16 protein-coding genes are annotated in these 16264 nt (G+C 39.1%); 6 read left to right on the plus strand and 10 right to left on the minus strand.

Annotated features, from left to right (window positions below; translation table 11 throughout):
* Positions 1-244: 244 nt before the first annotated feature.
* The 6 genes from ACH11B_RS26505 to ACH11B_RS26530 all read right to left on the minus strand — a co-directional run bounded on the left by ACH11B_RS26505 (position 245) and on the right by ACH11B_RS26530 (position 6992).
* Positions 245-640 carry a hypothetical protein gene (locus tag ACH11B_RS26505; RefSeq protein WP_377611313.1) on the minus strand — a complete coding sequence of 132 codons (396 nt, stop codon included), beginning with the start codon at positions 638-640 and terminating at the stop codon, positions 245-247.
* A gap of 111 nt (positions 641-751) precedes the next feature.
* The gene (locus ACH11B_RS26510; RefSeq protein WP_377611315.1) at positions 752-1465 is read right to left on the minus strand and encodes a toll/interleukin-1 receptor domain-containing protein; all 714 of its coding nucleotides are present in this window, start codon (positions 1463-1465) and stop codon (positions 752-754) included.
* Between the two features lie 1037 nt (positions 1466-2502).
* Positions 2503-3150 (minus strand): hypothetical protein, encoded by a 648-nt coding sequence (locus ACH11B_RS26515; protein ID WP_377611317.1) that lies wholly within the window; start codon positions 3148-3150, stop codon positions 2503-2505.
* A gap of 260 nt (positions 3151-3410) precedes the next feature.
* Complete coding sequence (locus ACH11B_RS26520) at positions 3411-3593, minus strand: hypothetical protein (protein WP_377611319.1); 183 nt, start codon at positions 3591-3593, stop codon at positions 3411-3413.
* Positions 3594-4209: 616 nt separating this feature from the next.
* The gene (locus ACH11B_RS26525) at positions 4210-5436 is read right to left on the minus strand and encodes a caspase domain-containing protein (RefSeq protein ID WP_377611321.1); all 1227 of its coding nucleotides are present in this window, start codon (positions 5434-5436) and stop codon (positions 4210-4212) included.
* Between the two features lie 320 nt (positions 5437-5756).
* Positions 5757-6992 (minus strand): DUF262 domain-containing protein, encoded by a 1236-nt coding sequence (locus tag ACH11B_RS26530; RefSeq protein ID WP_377611593.1) that lies wholly within the window; start codon positions 6990-6992, stop codon positions 5757-5759.
* 318 nt (positions 6993-7310) lie between these two features.
* Between ACH11B_RS26530 and ACH11B_RS26535 the strand changes: the two genes are divergently transcribed.
* From ACH11B_RS26535 to ACH11B_RS26560, 6 genes are all read left to right on the plus strand, one after another.
* The gene (locus tag ACH11B_RS26535; RefSeq protein WP_003012636.1) at positions 7311-8162 is read left to right on the plus strand and encodes an RteC domain-containing protein; all 852 of its coding nucleotides are present in this window, start codon (positions 7311-7313) and stop codon (positions 8160-8162) included.
* Between the two features lie 247 nt (positions 8163-8409).
* Positions 8410-8763: a helix-turn-helix domain-containing protein gene (locus tag ACH11B_RS26540; RefSeq protein ID WP_003012640.1), complete on the plus strand. Its 354-nt coding sequence runs from the start codon at positions 8410-8412 to the stop codon at positions 8761-8763.
* Positions 8764-8788: 25 nt separating this feature from the next.
* Complete coding sequence (locus ACH11B_RS26545; RefSeq protein ID WP_002996071.1) at positions 8789-9097, plus strand: helix-turn-helix domain-containing protein; 309 nt, start codon at positions 8789-8791, stop codon at positions 9095-9097.
* 85 nt (positions 9098-9182) lie between these two features.
* On the plus strand, positions 9183-10658 hold the full coding sequence (locus tag ACH11B_RS26550) for a DUF3945 domain-containing protein (RefSeq protein WP_003012642.1): 1476 nt from the start codon (positions 9183-9185) through the stop codon (positions 10656-10658).
* A gap of 6 nt (positions 10659-10664) precedes the next feature.
* Positions 10665-12752 (plus strand): type IA DNA topoisomerase, encoded by a 2088-nt coding sequence (locus ACH11B_RS26555; protein WP_003012643.1) that lies wholly within the window; start codon positions 10665-10667, stop codon positions 12750-12752.
* Complete coding sequence (locus tag ACH11B_RS26560) at positions 12752-13633, plus strand: ORF6N domain-containing protein (RefSeq protein ID WP_003012645.1); 882 nt, start codon at positions 12752-12754, stop codon at positions 13631-13633. The genes ACH11B_RS26555 and ACH11B_RS26560 overlap by 1 nt, the downstream gene beginning before the upstream one ends.
* A gap of 74 nt (positions 13634-13707) precedes the next feature.
* Here the strand turns inward: ACH11B_RS26560 and arsB are convergent, their stop codons facing one another.
* From arsB to ACH11B_RS26580, 4 genes are read right to left on the minus strand one after another with little or no spacing between them, the layout of a single operon-like run.
* A complete protein-coding gene (arsB, locus tag ACH11B_RS26565; RefSeq protein WP_377611326.1) occupies positions 13708-14736 on the minus strand; it encodes an ACR3 family arsenite efflux transporter in 1029 nt (342 codons plus the stop codon).
* 6 nt (positions 14737-14742) lie between these two features.
* Positions 14743-15354 (minus strand): low molecular weight phosphatase family protein, encoded by a 612-nt coding sequence (locus tag ACH11B_RS26570; RefSeq protein ID WP_003012649.1) that lies wholly within the window; start codon positions 15352-15354, stop codon positions 14743-14745.
* A gap of 19 nt (positions 15355-15373) precedes the next feature.
* On the minus strand, positions 15374-15838 hold the full coding sequence (locus ACH11B_RS26575; protein WP_003012652.1) for a DUF6428 family protein: 465 nt from the start codon (positions 15836-15838) through the stop codon (positions 15374-15376).
* 58 nt (positions 15839-15896) lie between these two features.
* The gene (locus ACH11B_RS26580; RefSeq protein WP_003012655.1) at positions 15897-16226 is read right to left on the minus strand and encodes a helix-turn-helix transcriptional regulator; all 330 of its coding nucleotides are present in this window, start codon (positions 16224-16226) and stop codon (positions 15897-15899) included.
* Positions 16227-16264: the final 38 nt, after the last annotated feature.

A 16264-nucleotide genomic window follows, 5' to 3' on the forward strand; every position in this document is an offset into this window, starting at 1 on the left:
ATAGACCTCCTAAATACCTACCTAAGACAGAACGAGAAGCTCAAAGACAGCAAGTTTGTTGGCCATGTCGCTACAATTTATATGATACGACAAGGTAGTCCTTGATCTCTTAAATTGGCACAAACGATCCGTAATCGTTCTGCGATGTAACTAATAGGTAATATATGCTAAATCAAAAATGGCACAAAAATTGGCTGGCACTATTTAACTGTAATATCCATTATTTAGGCTCGTCATCAAACAGTTAAGTTATCAACTCAGTAATCCAGTGACATAACATAAACAAATACTCTCTCAAAGAAAAAAGAAACGCAAGAATAGACACTATGAGAGCCAGCGTTGAATTCCGAATAGCCGCTTTCCAGCTCTGTCTTTGAAGAATTTTATCTGATTCTCCGATCTTTTTGTCAGCTAATTGTTTAATAAACCCACCATTCAAAACAAAACTCTTACCTTCACTAGTCAGATTTAGAACGAACTTGTTACCTGTCAATTCTTTTGCCGTAACAAAGTCATTCGCAGCTAACATATGAATGTTATTTTCCTCATCGACAGATGTAAAGGAGTAAATTTGCGGCGATCCGTTATACGGTAATGATTTCAAAACACCATCCAACTCTAAAGCTTTTTTCTCATTCATAGCTATTTTTATACATGTTTACAATTGTAAATAGCTAGGCGCTATAAAGCGCCTAGCTAAACAATAGACCTACACACTAACGCTCTTAATTGAAATCATCCACATAGACAATTAACAATTTATCGCTGACTCGGGGGCAACCAGTTCGGCTAACTTGGCTGCGACACCAACCATTGTTTCCTCTGAAGTACTAAGGCCACTTCTGGAGCCGAGTAAAGGACTTACCTCACGTAAAGCTTCATAGGTCGTGTCGTGTAAGATCGGAACGAGAAGATCTCGTGCCAAAAGTGCAGAAAGCTCTTTATCAGCAATGCCCTCTCCTGCGAGTCGGCGCAGTAGTGCAGGAGTTACCAACACTATTCCGACTCTTGATTTGACTAATCCCTTGTCAATTTCTCGGAGCAAAGATGACCCCAGCAGGATATCCTTTTCACTGAACCAAACCGAAACGCCATTCGATTCGAGTAAATCGTGTAGTTCCTTGGCGGCCCCTTTTCGGTCGTCCCATGCGTGGCAAAGAAAGACGTCACGAAGGTCAGGAATGGATGATCGCTTCTCAAAATTTTCACGGACAGGGGAGAGTGTCCTAATCTCTGCAGGTGTGTATAAAATGGTAGAGCCTGATTTCGACCAACGTGGTTTAATAGTTCTTTCAGATCCGCTTCCACCGCTACGGCTACTCGAGCTATATCCCGACGAAGGGTATGGTGATGAGTAACTTGAGTATGAATTGTAGCCGCGACTATAGCGACTGCCGCACGCTGGACAGGCTGCTGCGCCACTTGCTGTGCGATGACCATTTACTGGTGCTGTACATCTTGCCATATTTTTTATATTTAAATGAATTTATAGTTTTACACTTACGTACCAACGCTGAAAAGTAATTAAGAAAAAAAGTCGAAAAGAACCCGACCAAGCACAGCTTCAGCACTTTATTATCCCATGAAAACGTGATTTTTCGTATAAGACATGGGACACGTATCGACCCCAAGGTACACTAGAAGGGAAAAGTATTTTTACGGTTTCCGTAGATTTTTTTGGTTATACGAAACAAATCTCTTTATTTCGCGTTTAAATTTTGAGAAAACACTTTATCCTGCCTTTCTAGGTACGGATGATACAAATTTCAGAGGGCTAAGTGTTACCAGCACTTAGCTCTTACTTTTTGAATCTCCTCTTGCTTCTTTATTCTTTCTTCACCATATTATTACTAGTTTTCTTACTTCTAAAATATTGAATTAAACAAAAATACTACTTTTTTTAGTTGCTATGTTATGCAAGTTATCCACAAGGGTTGCGGAATATTTTACCGCAACAAATCTTATCCTCATTAGAGGTTTAGTCATCTGATCTTGTTTATAAGTGTTGGATAAATAGGTTAATTGTCTAAGTTCCTCCACACTAAGCCTTCATCAAATCTACTTTTCAAACAAGCAAAAGTTTATCATGAACACACAGCCTCTTCTCTCAATATTACACAAATATATACACTTATAAAGCAAGCTGCTATCCGAACTTTTGCACAATGTGTTAGTTATTCACGATTATAAAGCAGCTTATTCCCTTTTTATTAATCAATGTTTATTTCGTCTCTTAATACCCACAATGCATTGTTGGATACTAAAAATTATTTTCCATCTGGCAATTTAAAAACTATTTAGTCGTTATTAAGTCATAGCGCATTTATCCTCTCTATTACATCTCTAATAACGCTATAATCTTAATTGCTCATAGCTCGCCCTGTAATACCTGACGAATTTGCAATCATTTGCATGATATTAAAATTACAAGGTAATGCATTTAAACAGGCCAATTCTGATGTGCTTCGGACTTCGTCTAACCTTGAGTAAGATTATGTTCACTCAGTGATCGTTGGCTACCATTCTCCATTTTTCTATGGCTACGTCCAAAGTTTCCGCTTCCGTATAATGATGATTTGTCTTTAGATAGCCAATAAAGCCTGCTACCCGTTTAAGCTGGAATGCATCGACAACTCCTTTCCTACCTTGTTGAAATGGTAATAAAAGACTTGGAGAAGCGTATTCGCGAAAAACTACTATTGTCACTTCGTCGTTATGAAATTCTAACTTAACATCCTGCCGCTGAACCTTCATGTCTCTAAAGTAAGCAGGTTTCGACTTCAAATGTTGGTCAGCAAGGGCTTTTCCCAATTCTTCCAAAGTTGGTCGAATTGTATGCAAAATCCATTTTTTTTCATAAAGGGAAAAGTAAACACCTTCGACTAGGTTATCAGGCAAATTTTCTGGTAGTCCTTTAAGTTCCTTTCGTCGTTTTTTAATTTCAGCAGTTGGGGTTAGAACTAAAATTTCGGCCTGCTTTAAGTTACTAATCGGACATTTTGTATCCGCCAGTAAAGCTGCGCGAGAGGAATAACCAAAACACGCAGCAACAAGCTCATGAGCATGTGATGACTTTATCTGTATTCCGAAGTTATTTTGGAGAAAAGAGCGCAGTGAATCCGCGCAGTGTTTTGTGATTTCAAGTTTCATAGCAATATTTTGTTAATAGCTGGACTTAAAATCGGCATCATGAGTGTTTAAAGACAACCTATGCCAGCTGGTTTAACTAAAATTTGCTGTTACTTGGCTTGTCAGTAATATAATTAATCTTGCGTTTCAGTCACTCATATCTGGGGCGCTCGGTTCCGAGCCAAAAGTAGAATTAAAATCTTAATAAAGCAATTAAAATATTTAAAAAGGTTATACATCTGCATGGTTCTGAGAAACCCTTTTTGGTTAAAACTCGTTCTTTAAGATGCCATTGCTTCTTGGTCTACCGCATTGTCATACAAACTTCCGTTTTGCGTCATACTTACGGCAATACCGAAGCGTTGAAGTATCTCAGTGTATACATTGCAGCAATATTGTATGCCTCGATCCGAATGATGGAGCAAGTAAAACGAGAATTCGTACTGCCATGTTAAAATAGCCATTTACAACGCTTAAGACAACTTATGACCTGCAACGTACGTACAATGAGTAACCTACAATTTTACGCGAGTAAGCATCAGCAACCAAACTGAGGAACTAAAAACCTCTGTAACGCCCTGATGTAGAAGAAGACGAAAACCTTAATGCAACGGATTTTGAAAGGAAGATCAATAAAACTGCTATCAACGTTAAAGATATTTATGCAAGATCCTCTATTGACAGTGAACTGCAATTATAGATTAGCAAAGAACTCAATAAAATATCTGTTCTTACTATGATGACGAAGAACCTATTGCTCCTTTAAAAAAGCAGAGCTTGAGGAGTGCGAGTCAAGCAAAGGTATGAACGGCGCGGAAGTTACTCTACTTAAAAGGATTGCTACAATACTGTTCTCCGCGGATTAGTCTCGCTCGCCCTGATTAGGCAATACAACTAGCGGAAAAAGTATTGCACAAGTGCCAATAATTAGTTTTATTTTCTCGCAGCAAAGGTTTATGGAAAGGCAGTTCAGACTGCGCCGCGCACTTATCTGAAAGAGGTAACGCAATCGGATAGAGAATCTCGAAGCTATTGCCGTGTTGGAAGGCCTGTACAAATAGATCAGCAATCGCTCCTTACCTAGTTCGAGACATCTACTTTCTTCTCTTCAAACAAAGCGAGAAGCATCTGACCTGCAGTATCGGCGTGGTTTATCCCCCAACGAATGAGATTGCGATACTTTCCATCCTCTGTGATGCTAAAGGCCACCATTCTGCCATCACATCGACAGATCGCCATATAAGGTGTGTCGATAACAAATGTCTTTTGAAAGGTGACTTCTGCATGAAGATACCTCGCTTCTATATCCTGCGAGTCGAGCCTGTCATAGCCTTGGTCAGTAGCCAGATAAGTGTTTTCATCAACCTCAATTTCATGAGGTATGAGCGCTGCAAGCTCATCATAAGTGTAGGCCCAGCAAAGAAAACGTTCGCTTCCACAAAAAGCCTTTACCATGGGACTGCTAGGATCACCGTAATAGCCAAAGATGGATTTCGTTTTTACACCCACTTTTTTCAGATCCAACGCCACACGGTAGGGAACCACTACCTTCAACAATTCATCATCCTCCTTCTGTGTCACACTATGCTCGTCATCCCTTCTGAATACGATCTGACCACCCTCATGCCCCCACTTGTTCAGAGCCCCGAACATTGGCTGCTGATTTGCTGAAATTCCAGTCACTTTAAGTACCTGCGCTGCCATTTCCGAAAAGGAAAACGTTCTGTTATCGTTCTTTTCTAGAAAACCTATTAGGGCATTAGCAAAGGGACTTCCAGCACCAGCCTGTCCATCAGAAACCTTTTCGATCCGTCCGGAAGATAACACCCAACGCGAACGCATTTGCTCAATTTTCGTGTAATGACGTTCTTCCGCTCCTCGATACATTTCACATAAAGTTCCAGAGAAACAGGAATCTGAAATTATCAGGATATGCCTAGCGGTGATGGCACCAACAAGCTCCATCAAGGTAGAGTTCGAAACCCAGCTGCTGACCCTTTGAGTTGCCTCATGAGGCACCCAATAGCCGCCGCCCGTCTGTTGATGCAATTCTCCATGGCCAGCGAAATAGATCAGCAGGCTATCCTCCCGGTTGGTTGAGGCAATCAGGCTGTTAACCGCTTCGATAATATTTGCCCTGGATGCCCTTTTGTCAAATATCGGAGCGCACACCAATTTAAATCCGTAAGCTTTGGTTAGGATTTTTATAAGCCGGCCCGCATCAATCTTCGCATTATGCAGATTCGGATAATAATCGTCTTCATACTCATCAATTGCAATTACAAATAGGTATTTCAGTCCGGGCATTTGTCTAATATAATTTATCGGAAAAGTCACGTTGAATCCTGTTCGATCAACCCGGATTAACTGTTACAATAATACGCTTTTTGTTCAAATGTAGGCAAACGCCCACCTCGGCAAGCAAAGCCAATAATATTCGAATAACAATGTTTACGTATATTTCCGAAAAAACCAACCATTTACGTTTGTATCATCCTATTTAATTTTCGAGAAATTTTGCTTCAAAACCGCAATTATCGAATTGAGAGCTTATCATAGCAAACCATTTTGCGTTTACAATCTATAAATCACCTTAATGTCAGATAGAATTCTTCTAGCGTTAAGATTCAGTTTACATTCTCGCTTGGGTAAAACGATTTTAATTTTTTATGAAAATTCTCTACAAATTTATCATCGACTTTGTCGCCTTTGGTATTTCTGAAGTACTTTAACAGTTCTATCATTGTTCCCAGCTTGTCCTCAGTTATAAGATGAGGTTGAGAGAAACTGATCAAATAGATCCATATGATATAAAAATCTTGGAGTGACCTTCTATATGTCGGCTTGTTTGAAACATTTAAAAACGTATTTAAATTCTCCTTTGTAGGCCTATCTTGACCTAAGGCCATGCCAAGGTTTGTGATAATCTTTTCCGTAAGTATTATACAATTTAAAAATACTTCCTTCTCTTTTTCCTCTTGTTCTAATCTACCAAGAAAATCTGTTAAGCCCGTTTTATAAACTAATCTGCAGGATAATGCATCAGATTTCTTAAAGAAACCAATAATTTTGTCATAACTATCATATAGGCTATTGTAAATTAAATACGCTAGAATAGTCACAAATTCTTCGTTTTCCATCCTATCATTTCTTTCCTCGGGATCAATGTCTGTTTCTTTAATGAAAAACCATTCAATATGTTTGTTTGTCACTGTCTTAATTGTTTGAATGACTTTCGTATCAATTGTAGAATTCCACATTTCGAACGAATTAGATTTAATCGGATATGGTTTATTATTTAATCTTATGAAAAGGTCTGTCGGCTCGAAGTCTTTATTCAGAGCCTCTTCTATGATGATTACATCTATTGCAAAATCAAGTAGTTTTTCACTAAAATCCTCTGAAAGTTTTTGATAGCTTGTACCATTTAATCCGGATAGTATTTCCAAACCCTTTAATTTATAGTTATTATGTTTTGAAAACATTAGCTCGTTTTTTTCGCTGCGATATGCCTTACCTAAAAAACCTAGTATAGATAATAATCTTTGTTGGCCATCGATAACTTCTTTAACCCCATCAAGACGCTTAAAAATAAATATGGGAGGTAGTGCAATACCCAGTAAAATGCTCTCAATAATCGAGGAAGCTTTCAATAATGTTATTTTTTCCTCTCTTTGGTAACTTGGTCTTATCAGGTACTTATTTTGGCTTACATCAGTTAAAATTTCATCAATTGGAGTTGAAATCGGAGCCGGCTTATTATATCGAAGATTATCGAAGCTTTCTAATACGTTGGCATCAGTCCTTCTCGTTATTTCTTGCTTAAGCTCCTTCGTGAAATTTGGCTTTTTAATGAAAAAGATTAATTAAGCCCAAAGTGGCTAATAAAGAGTAGTTTACAAGAGTGGAAAATCCAATCGGTAATGATTTAGTAATGGTGCTTACTGCACTCGCTTTCATCTGATTACCTTGTAAATCAATATTGCAAATATAGAAAAATAAAGGGTAAAGCAACAATGTACTTTACCCTTTATTGCACCCCTCCCATACAAAAATTATCAAAAAAATCCCCCCACTGTGGGGAACCTGTGATATTTAACTCATTATATTTTCCAAATTTTGGGTTATCAATAATAGATGTATTCCAAGAAAGATAGTGATAATTATAAAACGATTGTGCTATGGAAATTCTGTTGAGTAAAATATTATCGCAAATCAGGCATCAGGAAAATAAACTGACCTCCGAACTAACGCCAACTGCGGAAGAGGCATACCAAATGACCTTATTCCTAAATGAGATGATGCAAAATGTAAAAGGCAAAGTGTTAAAAGACGGATTTAAAAATGAAGGACAGGAAATTGACTTTTTCAAAAACATCAAACCACAAATCTTAGGAAAGCTCATTTACTATAACAAAGTTTTCCGCATCGAAACAACGTGCCCTGTCAATATAGGAGAAATATATCAGAGCTTTGTCGAGAATGAGTTAAAATCTCTCAAATCAGAATATAAAGAGAGTATTTGCAACACTTATTTTTACAGGTATTACCGTGCTGGAAGAACTGACCGTGACCACAGCTACTTTATGCTCGGGAAAATTAATTACCACGATGGTTTGAATAGCGGAGTTTTTGAAATAGACCTTAGTTTTTCCACTTATTACGATAACAAAATAGCCCATATTATTGCCAATGAACTACTCTATACTTATTTACTAAACAAAATAAATCCCGAAGAAAACCCAGACCTGGTTCTATTAAATCTGAATGAGGAAATCAGTAAGGACATTTCGTGGACAAATTCACAAAACGCACTTATCGAACTGATATATGCCCTGTATGCTTCCAGTTCTGTTTCTAATGGAAATATAGGCATACGAAAACTGGCTTTGATTTTCCAAATCCTGTTTCGAACTCCTGTAAACGATATACACCACGCTTTCCACAGAATGAAAACCCGTGCTGGCTCCCGAACAGCGTTTTTAGACCAACTCAAAATTTCATTGGAAGAATATATGGATAAAGACCTTTGACTATCAAAAGCCATTTTTTCAAAGCAGTACATTTCCGTGTACTACTTTTTTTTGCCCATCTCTGCCCATTGGCAAATTGGAGCAAAATGCTGTAATAAATAATTCAAAAGCCTCAAAACCCTTACTGAATAATGGTTTTATGCAATTGCAAAAATTTTCAAAAAACCGCCAAACCAATTGGCAGACATTGGCAGACAAACTCTCCCACCCTTAGCAATTTTGCATTGTGAACATTAATAGCAATGCAATGAAAATAATCACTATCGAAGAAGAAGCGTGGCAACAGCTTAACAGCCGTATCAATACGATTGCCGATTATCTCAAAAGGCTGAATGATACAGGCTACGATGACCTGTGGCTGAACAACCACGAGGTATGCCAATACCTGCACATTAGCGAAAAGACTTTGTGGCGTATGCGTACCAAAGGCGAAATAGCTTATTCAAAACTCTACGGGCAATACTTCTATACGATTGGAGCAATCAAGGATCTGCTCAATGCCAATGCCATACAAAGCAGCGATGAATTTGTACAAGAGCTTATGGCTAAGGGAAAAAGCTATATCGAAAAAGGCAGGAAGCTAAAGGCAGATAAAAAATAGGTTGAACCCTCAAAAGCATATTTCTATGAATATTGACAGAATGGAATTTTTGGCGTGGATGGAACGCTTAATGGAACGCCTCGATATGCTGGGCGACAATATAGACAGCTTACAAAAGAAGCGTAACAGCATTGACGGAGAGGAATTGCTCGACAATCAGGATTTACTGCAAATGCTGAAAATCAGCAATCGTTCCCTGCAACGCTACCGCTCCATCGGCAAGTTGCCGTATTACACGATAAGCGGAAAGCTGTATTACAAACTATCAGACGTGCATCAGTTCATCAGGGAAAGTTTTAATCCGCCTCTGCCCAAACTGAACGCCAATGGATGACAAACACTGCCTTTGACTGCCACATCGGGCAAGCGAGCGAACGCTACCTATACATTCGGTATTTGAACTTTAAAATATTCAAATTATGAGCGAAGAAACAGAAAATAAACAAGTAATCCCCGAACAGCTATCGGATATATTGCTGGTATTGGATAAGCAAAAGAACAAAATCCAGGCTGTTACTGGCATTGATGAAAACGGCAACTTAAAGACTTCCGACCCCACAAAGGAAAATGAAAGCCAGTTTATGCGTGTGGACAAGCACGGCGATTTGTTCTCCAACTTCTTCTCCAATTTTTGGAGGCAGATAAAAAATCCCACCAATTTTTCATTCTTCAAAGTATCGGCTGATGAAGCCTTAGACAAGGCACAGGAAATGCAAAAGCAGATAGATAATCCTACGCCCGAAGGTGCAAAAGAAATGAAAAAGAACGAGGTAAAAGCCGAACCGCAAAATGAACAAAATGAACAAAAACAAGAAAATAAAAATGATATGGCAACAACACTGACAACTACGGACAACAGCGAATATCGCTTTAAACCGGAGCAGATTGATTGGGAAACAATGAACAATCTGGGAATAGGTAAAGAACGCCTCGAAAAATTGAACCTTTTAGACCCATTGCTAAGAGGTTATAAAACCAATGACCTTGTACCTGTAAGCGTAAATCTCGGCGGTGCTATTGTACGCACGGATGCCCGCTTATCCTTACAGAACGCACCGGACGGAACAGTTGTGGCAGCGATACACGGCATCAGGAAAGAGCCAAACTTGAACTTTGAGTTTTTCGGACACAAATTTACCGATGAGGACAAGAAAAACCTGCTCGAAACAGGCAATATGGGGCGTGTGGTAAATTTGGTAAATTCCAAAACAGGAGAACTGATGCCGTCCATCATCAGTGTGGACAGGCTGACCAATGAGCTGATAGCCCTAAAGACAGAATTTATCAAAATCCCCGATGAGATTAAGGGCGTGAAATTGAACGATGAGCAAAAGCAAACCTTATTGGATGGCAAGCCGCTTTATTTGGAGGGGATGATTTCTAAAAAGGGTGATGAGTTTAGTGCCAATGTTCAGTTCAATGCGGACAAAAGATATGTTGAGTTCCTGTTTGACAGAACCAACAACAATCAGCAGGCGCAAACGAACCAACAGAACAATCAGCAAAGCAGTGAACAAAGCCAACCGCAGGAAGCGCCTAAAACCTTTAGAGGTAAGGAACTTGATGATGAGCAGTACAACAAGTTCAAAGCTGGACAAACTATTTATGTTGAACTGAAAGATAAAAAAGACCAGCCATATAAGGGTTATATCACTTTTGATAAAGATACCGGAAAAACCAATTTTGAGTTTCCTGGTCAGTATAAAGCACGGGTAGAAACTGCCGAAAGCCACAAAACGCAGACTGCCGTCAATTCGGAGGGCAAAACCAACGAAGCGACCAAAAATGTCAACGAGCCTTTGAAATCGGGACAACAAAGACCAAAAAATGAAAAACAGCAGGATCAACAGAACAAACCCAAAGCCCCTGCAAAATCTAAAGGCAGAAAAGTGTAAATCAATATGAAAACAATAATCGCAGAAAAACCAAGCGTAGCAAGGGAAATAGCCGGATTTGTGGGTGCATACGATAAAAAGGACGGCTACCTTACGGGTAACGGCTATTTTGTTACGTGGGCATTCGGACATCTGATAGGATTGGGAATGCCCGAAGATTACGGTATTTCAGGGTTTGACAAGGCATCTTTGCCGATACTTCCAAACCCTTTTATGCTGACCGTCCGAAAAGTGAAAAAGGACAAAGGCTATCAAACCGATGCAGGCGCACTGAAACAACTAAAAGTTATTGAAAAGCTGTTTAACCAAAGTGAAAGCCTTATTGTGGCAACGGATGCTGGTCGGGAGGGCGAACTCATCTTTCGGTACATTTACAGCCACCTCAAATGCAACAAACCTTTCCAACGATTATGGATAAGCTCGCTTACAGAAAAAGCCATTAAACAATGCTTTGCCAGTCTGAAAGACGGAAAGGAATTTGACGGCTTGTATCAGGCAGCACAAGGCAGAAGCCGTGCCGATTGGCTCGTAGGCATCAATGCTACACAGGCATTGAGCATAGCCGCAGGCAACGGCATTTATTCGCTCGGCAGGGTGCAAACACCTACATTGGCTTTGATTTGTAAACGCTACCTCGACAACAAAAATTTCTCCGTTCAGAAATACTGGCAGATACAGCTCTTGCACAACAAAGAGCAAATTGATTTTAAAAGCATTTCCACAACCAAATGGCAGGATAAAAAGTTGGCAGATGATACATTAAGTTCTATTGAAAGGAACGGCAATACTGTAACTGTTACCTCCGTAGAAAGTAAAAATGTAACCGAGCAACCGCCCCTGCTTTTTGACCTCACAGGCTTGCAAAAGGAAGCCAACAAAAAGCTGAACCTCTCTGCCGAAAAAACGCTGAATATTGCCCAAAGCCTTTACGAAAAGAAGTTTATTACCTATCCACGTACGGGAAGCAAATACATTCCTGAAGATATGTGGGCTGAAATTCCTAACCTCGTAAGGGCATTACAAAACAGGGAAACCTGCAAAGTTTCTTTATCCAAAATAAAATGGGGGCGTTTCAATAAACGTATCGTAAACGATTTGCGTGTTACCGACCACCACGGATTATTGATTACAGATAAAATCCCGTCCGTATTGAGTGCGGACGAAAATGCGCTGTATGATATGATTGCCTTTCGATTGCTCGAAGCCATTTCGCAAGCCTGTATCAAAGAAATAACCGTTGTTTCCTTACAGGCAATACACTATGAATTTACGGCAAAAGGCTGTAAAATTTTGGAAGCTGGCTGGCGTATGATTAAAGGTAATTTTTCGGAAGACTATGCCGAACCCATACAGGATTTGCCCGAATTGAAAAAGGGCGATGAACTCAAAGTAAAAGAGGCTACCGTTCTCGAAAAGAAAACCAAACCGCCCCTGCTTTATACCGAAGCGGGGCTTTTGTCGGCTATGGAAACCGCAGGGAAAGAAATCGAAAATGAAGAGGAAAGGAAAGCCCTGCAAAATATCGGCATCGGTACGCCTGCCACAAGAGCAGCGATTATTGAAACCCTATTTACCCGTAACTATATCCAAAGGGAAAAGAAATCTTTGATACCTACCGAAAAAGGATTGCAGGTGTACGAATTGGTTAAAGACCAAAAAATTGCTGATGTGGCAATGACCGCCGAATGGGAATTAGCATTGCAGAAAATCGAAAACAGCGAAGCGGATGCAGGTGCATTCCAAAAAGAAATGGAAACTTTTGCGAAATCCATTACTGATGAACTGCTGCAAACTTCCATTGCTCAAAACAATCTGCCGAAATTGGTTTGCCCGAAATGCAAAAACCAGCAACTCATTATCCGTGATAAGATTGTCAAATGCCCTGATGAAAATTGTAATTGGGTACAGTTCCGCAATGTGTGTGAAGTGCAAATCAGCGTAGCTGATATTGAAAGCCTTGTGAATAAAGGAAAAACCAATCTTATCAAAGGAATGAAAAGCAAAGCAGGAAAAAAGTTTGATGCTTACATCGTATTAGATAAAGATTACAAAACCTCTTTTGAATTTGCCAAAAACAAAAGCTACAAGAAGTAATGGAAAATAAGCCAACTATCATACCCAAAGAAATCAGGAACCTGATTTATACCATTCGTGGTAAACAGGTAATGCTGGACAGCAACCTTGCCACACTTTATGAAGTAGAAACTAAAATACTGAACAAAGCGGTAAAACGGAATTTAGACAGGTTTCCCGAAAAGTTCTGTTTCCAACTGACTGATGAGGAAAGCGATTTTTTGAGGTTCCAAATTGGAACCTCAAACGTAGGGCGAGGCGGAAGACGTTACCTGCCCTACGTTTTTTGCGAACAGGGAATTGCGATGCTGTCTGCGGTGCTTCGTTCGGATGTTGCCGTAAAAGTCAGTATTGAGATTATGGATGCTTTTGTAGAAATGCGGCGTATGCTTATCAGCAACGCCTCACTGTTTCATCGTTTGGACAATATCGAATTGAAGCAATTACAAGCCGACCAAAAAATTGAGCAAATCTTTAAGGCTTTGGAAAGCGACAAGCTCCACAGCGAAAAAGGCATCTTTTACAACGGTCAGGTTTTCGATGCCTACGCCTTTGTGTCGGATATTGTACGAAGTGCCAGCAGCTCCATTATCCTGCTGGATAACTACGTGGATGATACGGTACTTACTTTGTTGGGAAAGCGTAAAGACAATGTAACGGCGACAATCTATACCAAAACTATCAGCAATCAGTTACGGCTGGATGTACAACGGTACAACAGCCAATATGCCCCGATTGAGGTTAAGACTTTCTCCGATGCCCACGACCGATTTATGATAATAGACCAAACAGAACTTTACCATATCGGGGCATCGCTCAAAGACCTGGGCAAAAAATGGTTTGCCTTTTCACGGATGGATATTGAAGTCGGCAGGATGCTCCAAATATTAAACACACAATAAATAAAAACCTCTGAAATCCGGAGGGCTTCTTTCTATTTTGACACTTAAAATACCTTAACGTTCTAAAATTAGCTTTAATAGTATTTCTTCTTTAGCCATAAACTTGCTCTTACTAATAATATCAGTACAGGAACTTCTACCAACGGTCCTATAACGCCTACAAACGCCTGTGGAGATTGAATACCAAAAACCGCTATTGCTACGGCTATTGCCAATTCAAAATTGTTTCCTGTGGCTGTAAAGGCTATTGAGGCATTTTTGTCGTAAGGAACGTTTAAAGATTTATTGATAAAGAAGCTCACGAAAAACATCAGTACAAAATAGATTACTAACGGTATGGCAACTTTTACCACATCCATTGGTAACTCTACTATTTTATCGCCTTTTAAGCTAAACATCAGCACGATAGTAAATAACAAAGCATATAAAGTAATAGGCGAAATAGCAGGGACAAATTTCCTATTGTACCATTCTATGCCTTTTGATTTTACCAATGCGTAACGGCTTATGAAACCTGACAAGAAAGGAATGCCTAAATATATCAATACGCTTTCTGTTACATCTTTCATTGATACGCTTACATTGAAATTGGCTAAGCCTAATTTGCTTGGTAATACGTTGATGAATAACCAAACTAAGAAGCTGTAAGAAAGTACCTGAAAGATACTGTTTAACGCAACTAACATCGCTGTATATTCTCTATTGGCTTTTGCTAAATCACTCCATACGATTACCATTGCGATACATCTTGCCAAACCTATCAGTATCAAGCCTGCCATATAATCGGGTTCGTTGCGTAAAAACAAAACGGCTAATCCGAACATCAACACTGTACCGATAACCCAATTGAGCAATAAGGATATGCCAATTACATTTTTATCCTTAAACGCTTGGGGCAATAATGAATAATCCACTTTCGCCAATGGCGGGTACATCATCAGTATCAGACCTATTGCCAAAGGAATATTTGTAGTGCCTGCGGATAGGCTGTCCGTAATTTTTGAGATACCCGGAAAGAAATGTCCCAATCCTATACCTGCTGCCATTGCAAGGAATATCCATAAGGTTAGGTAACGGTCAAGAAATTTTAGTTTTGGTTGCATTGGTTATTAACTGATTTTTGAAAAGACATAAAACATTTCGGTTGCTATCTGCAAACTTCTCTCTGCATATACCTTTGATTGCTCCGGTGTATTGTCCGATATTTTAGGGTCTTCAAATGTGATAGGTATTCTTTTTTCTGCACCTGCAATAAAAGGACAGCCACCATCTGCCTGTGAACAGGTCATAATGGCTACGAATGCTGATACAGGATTGAAAGGGCTATCGTATTTTTTTGAAAAGCCGATAACAGGCAAAGCATTATCGCTGTATTTTATAGCATATACAGGATTATTATTGTCTGCAATTTTGAAAATCTTAAATCCCTTATTGGTCAATGTTTCTGCGACTTTCGGGAACAGTGCCGTTTCTTCCGTACCACCCGAATAACAGTGTACATTGGGGATATTAAAATGTGCTGATGCTACCTGTGCCCAAACCTGTGATAAATGGCTTCTTCGGGAATTGTGGGTACAAATGAAATTGATATTCACATCCTGCCTGTTGTTTACTTTTTGCTGTACAAAATCCATCAACGGCTGTAATATGGCTTTGCGTTCTTCGCTGATGCTGTGAACGTCTATTTTGTTGCTAATGGTTTCGATTAGTTTTTGATACATCGTATTTTCTTTTTAGTGTTTAGCAACATCCCGAATTTGGTGTACAACAGGCATTGTTCAGCTCTGATAATTTTACTTTCTGTTTTTCGGCAGGAATACCACAGGCATCACTTGCCAGACAAGCGGTTTGTTTGTTCTTCAGAACAAATTGGTTTCCGTTAAAATCCAAATCGTATTTGCCAACTGTTTCGCTTTGATATTCTACTTCTATTTCGGCATCCTCAATACCTAATTTTTCTTCGGATAGTTTGATGATGTTTAATAGTTTGGTGGGCTTTAATCGGTGTTCAAAGTTGTTTGCATTCCATAATTGGAAATTGACAACTTTTTCGTTTCTAATTGTTCCGCCACAATCAATAAAGTGTTTTGTAATTACGCCTATTTCTGTAACGTGAAAATGTTCGGGAACAAATGTTCCATTCTCTAACTGAAATTCAACATTATCTAATGTTGGTAAGATTTCTTTGATGTTTGATAGTTTCATTGTTTTTTATTTAATTGTTATATTGCTTTATTACGATTAACATATTCAAAAAAAATGCTTAACAGCATTTATCAACTCCTACATTATTTATAAAGAAATTATTGATTTCCTTTTTAATCTGCTGCCAAACATTTTCATCAATACAATAGCACACACTTGTTCCCTCTATATTGCCTTTAATGACACCAATGTTTTTAAGCTCTTTTAAATGTTGTGAAATCGTAGCCTGTGCCAACCCTAATTCCTCAACTAAGTCATTACAAATGCAAGCATTCTGTTTAATGATGTATTGCAGGATAGCTATACGGGCAGGATGAGCCAATGCCTTTAAAGAGGTTGCTAAGCTGTTTTGCTGTTCTGTAAATATTTCTGTTTTTGTTAAGCCCATCTTACATCTAATTTCATCGCAATATTACGATAAATTAT

It is taken from the genome of Olivibacter sp. EAT-5 (genome assembly GCF_044784325.1).
GTDB classification, from domain to species: domain Bacteria; phylum Bacteroidota; class Bacteroidia; order Sphingobacteriales; family Sphingobacteriaceae; genus Olivibacter; species Olivibacter oleidegradans.

Excerpts from the sequence above, each read along its gene's own strand:
- ACH11B_RS26505 (WP_377611313.1), bottom strand. The coding sequence starts at position 640 with ATGAATGAGAAAAAAGCTTTAGAGTTGGATGGTGTTTTGAAATCATTA.
- ACH11B_RS26510 (WP_377611315.1), bottom strand. The coding sequence starts at position 1,465 with ATGGCAAGATGTACAGCACCAGTAAATGGTCATCGCACAGCAAGTGGC.
- ACH11B_RS26515 (WP_377611317.1), bottom strand. The coding sequence starts at position 3,150 with ATGAAACTTGAAATCACAAAACACTGCGCGGATTCACTGCGCTCTTTT.
- ACH11B_RS26520 (WP_377611319.1), bottom strand. The coding sequence starts at position 3,593 with ATGGCTATTTTAACATGGCAGTACGAATTCTCGTTTTACTTGCTCCAT.
- ACH11B_RS26525 (WP_377611321.1), bottom strand. The coding sequence starts at position 5,436 with ATGCCCGGACTGAAATACCTATTTGTAATTGCAATTGATGAGTATGAA.
- ACH11B_RS26535 (WP_003012636.1), top strand. The coding sequence starts at position 7,311 with ATGGAAATTCTGTTGAGTAAAATATTATCGCAAATCAGGCATCAGGAA.
- ACH11B_RS26540 (WP_003012640.1), top strand. The coding sequence starts at position 8,410 with ATGAAAATAATCACTATCGAAGAAGAAGCGTGGCAACAGCTTAACAGC.
- ACH11B_RS26545 (WP_002996071.1), top strand. The coding sequence starts at position 8,789 with ATGAATATTGACAGAATGGAATTTTTGGCGTGGATGGAACGCTTAATG.
- ACH11B_RS26550 (WP_003012642.1), top strand. The coding sequence starts at position 9,183 with ATGAGCGAAGAAACAGAAAATAAACAAGTAATCCCCGAACAGCTATCG.
- ACH11B_RS26555 (WP_003012643.1), top strand. The coding sequence starts at position 10,665 with ATGAAAACAATAATCGCAGAAAAACCAAGCGTAGCAAGGGAAATAGCC.
- ACH11B_RS26560 (WP_003012645.1), top strand. The coding sequence starts at position 12,752 with ATGGAAAATAAGCCAACTATCATACCCAAAGAAATCAGGAACCTGATT.
- arsB (WP_377611326.1), bottom strand. The coding sequence starts at position 14,736 with ATGCAACCAAAACTAAAATTTCTTGACCGTTACCTAACCTTATGGATA.
- ACH11B_RS26570 (WP_003012649.1), bottom strand. The coding sequence starts at position 15,354 with ATGTATCAAAAACTAATCGAAACCATTAGCAACAAAATAGACGTTCAC.
- ACH11B_RS26575 (WP_003012652.1), bottom strand. The coding sequence starts at position 15,838 with ATGAAACTATCAAACATCAAAGAAATCTTACCAACATTAGATAATGTT.
- ACH11B_RS26580 (WP_003012655.1), bottom strand. The coding sequence starts at position 16,226 with ATGGGCTTAACAAAAACAGAAATATTTACAGAACAGCAAAACAGCTTA.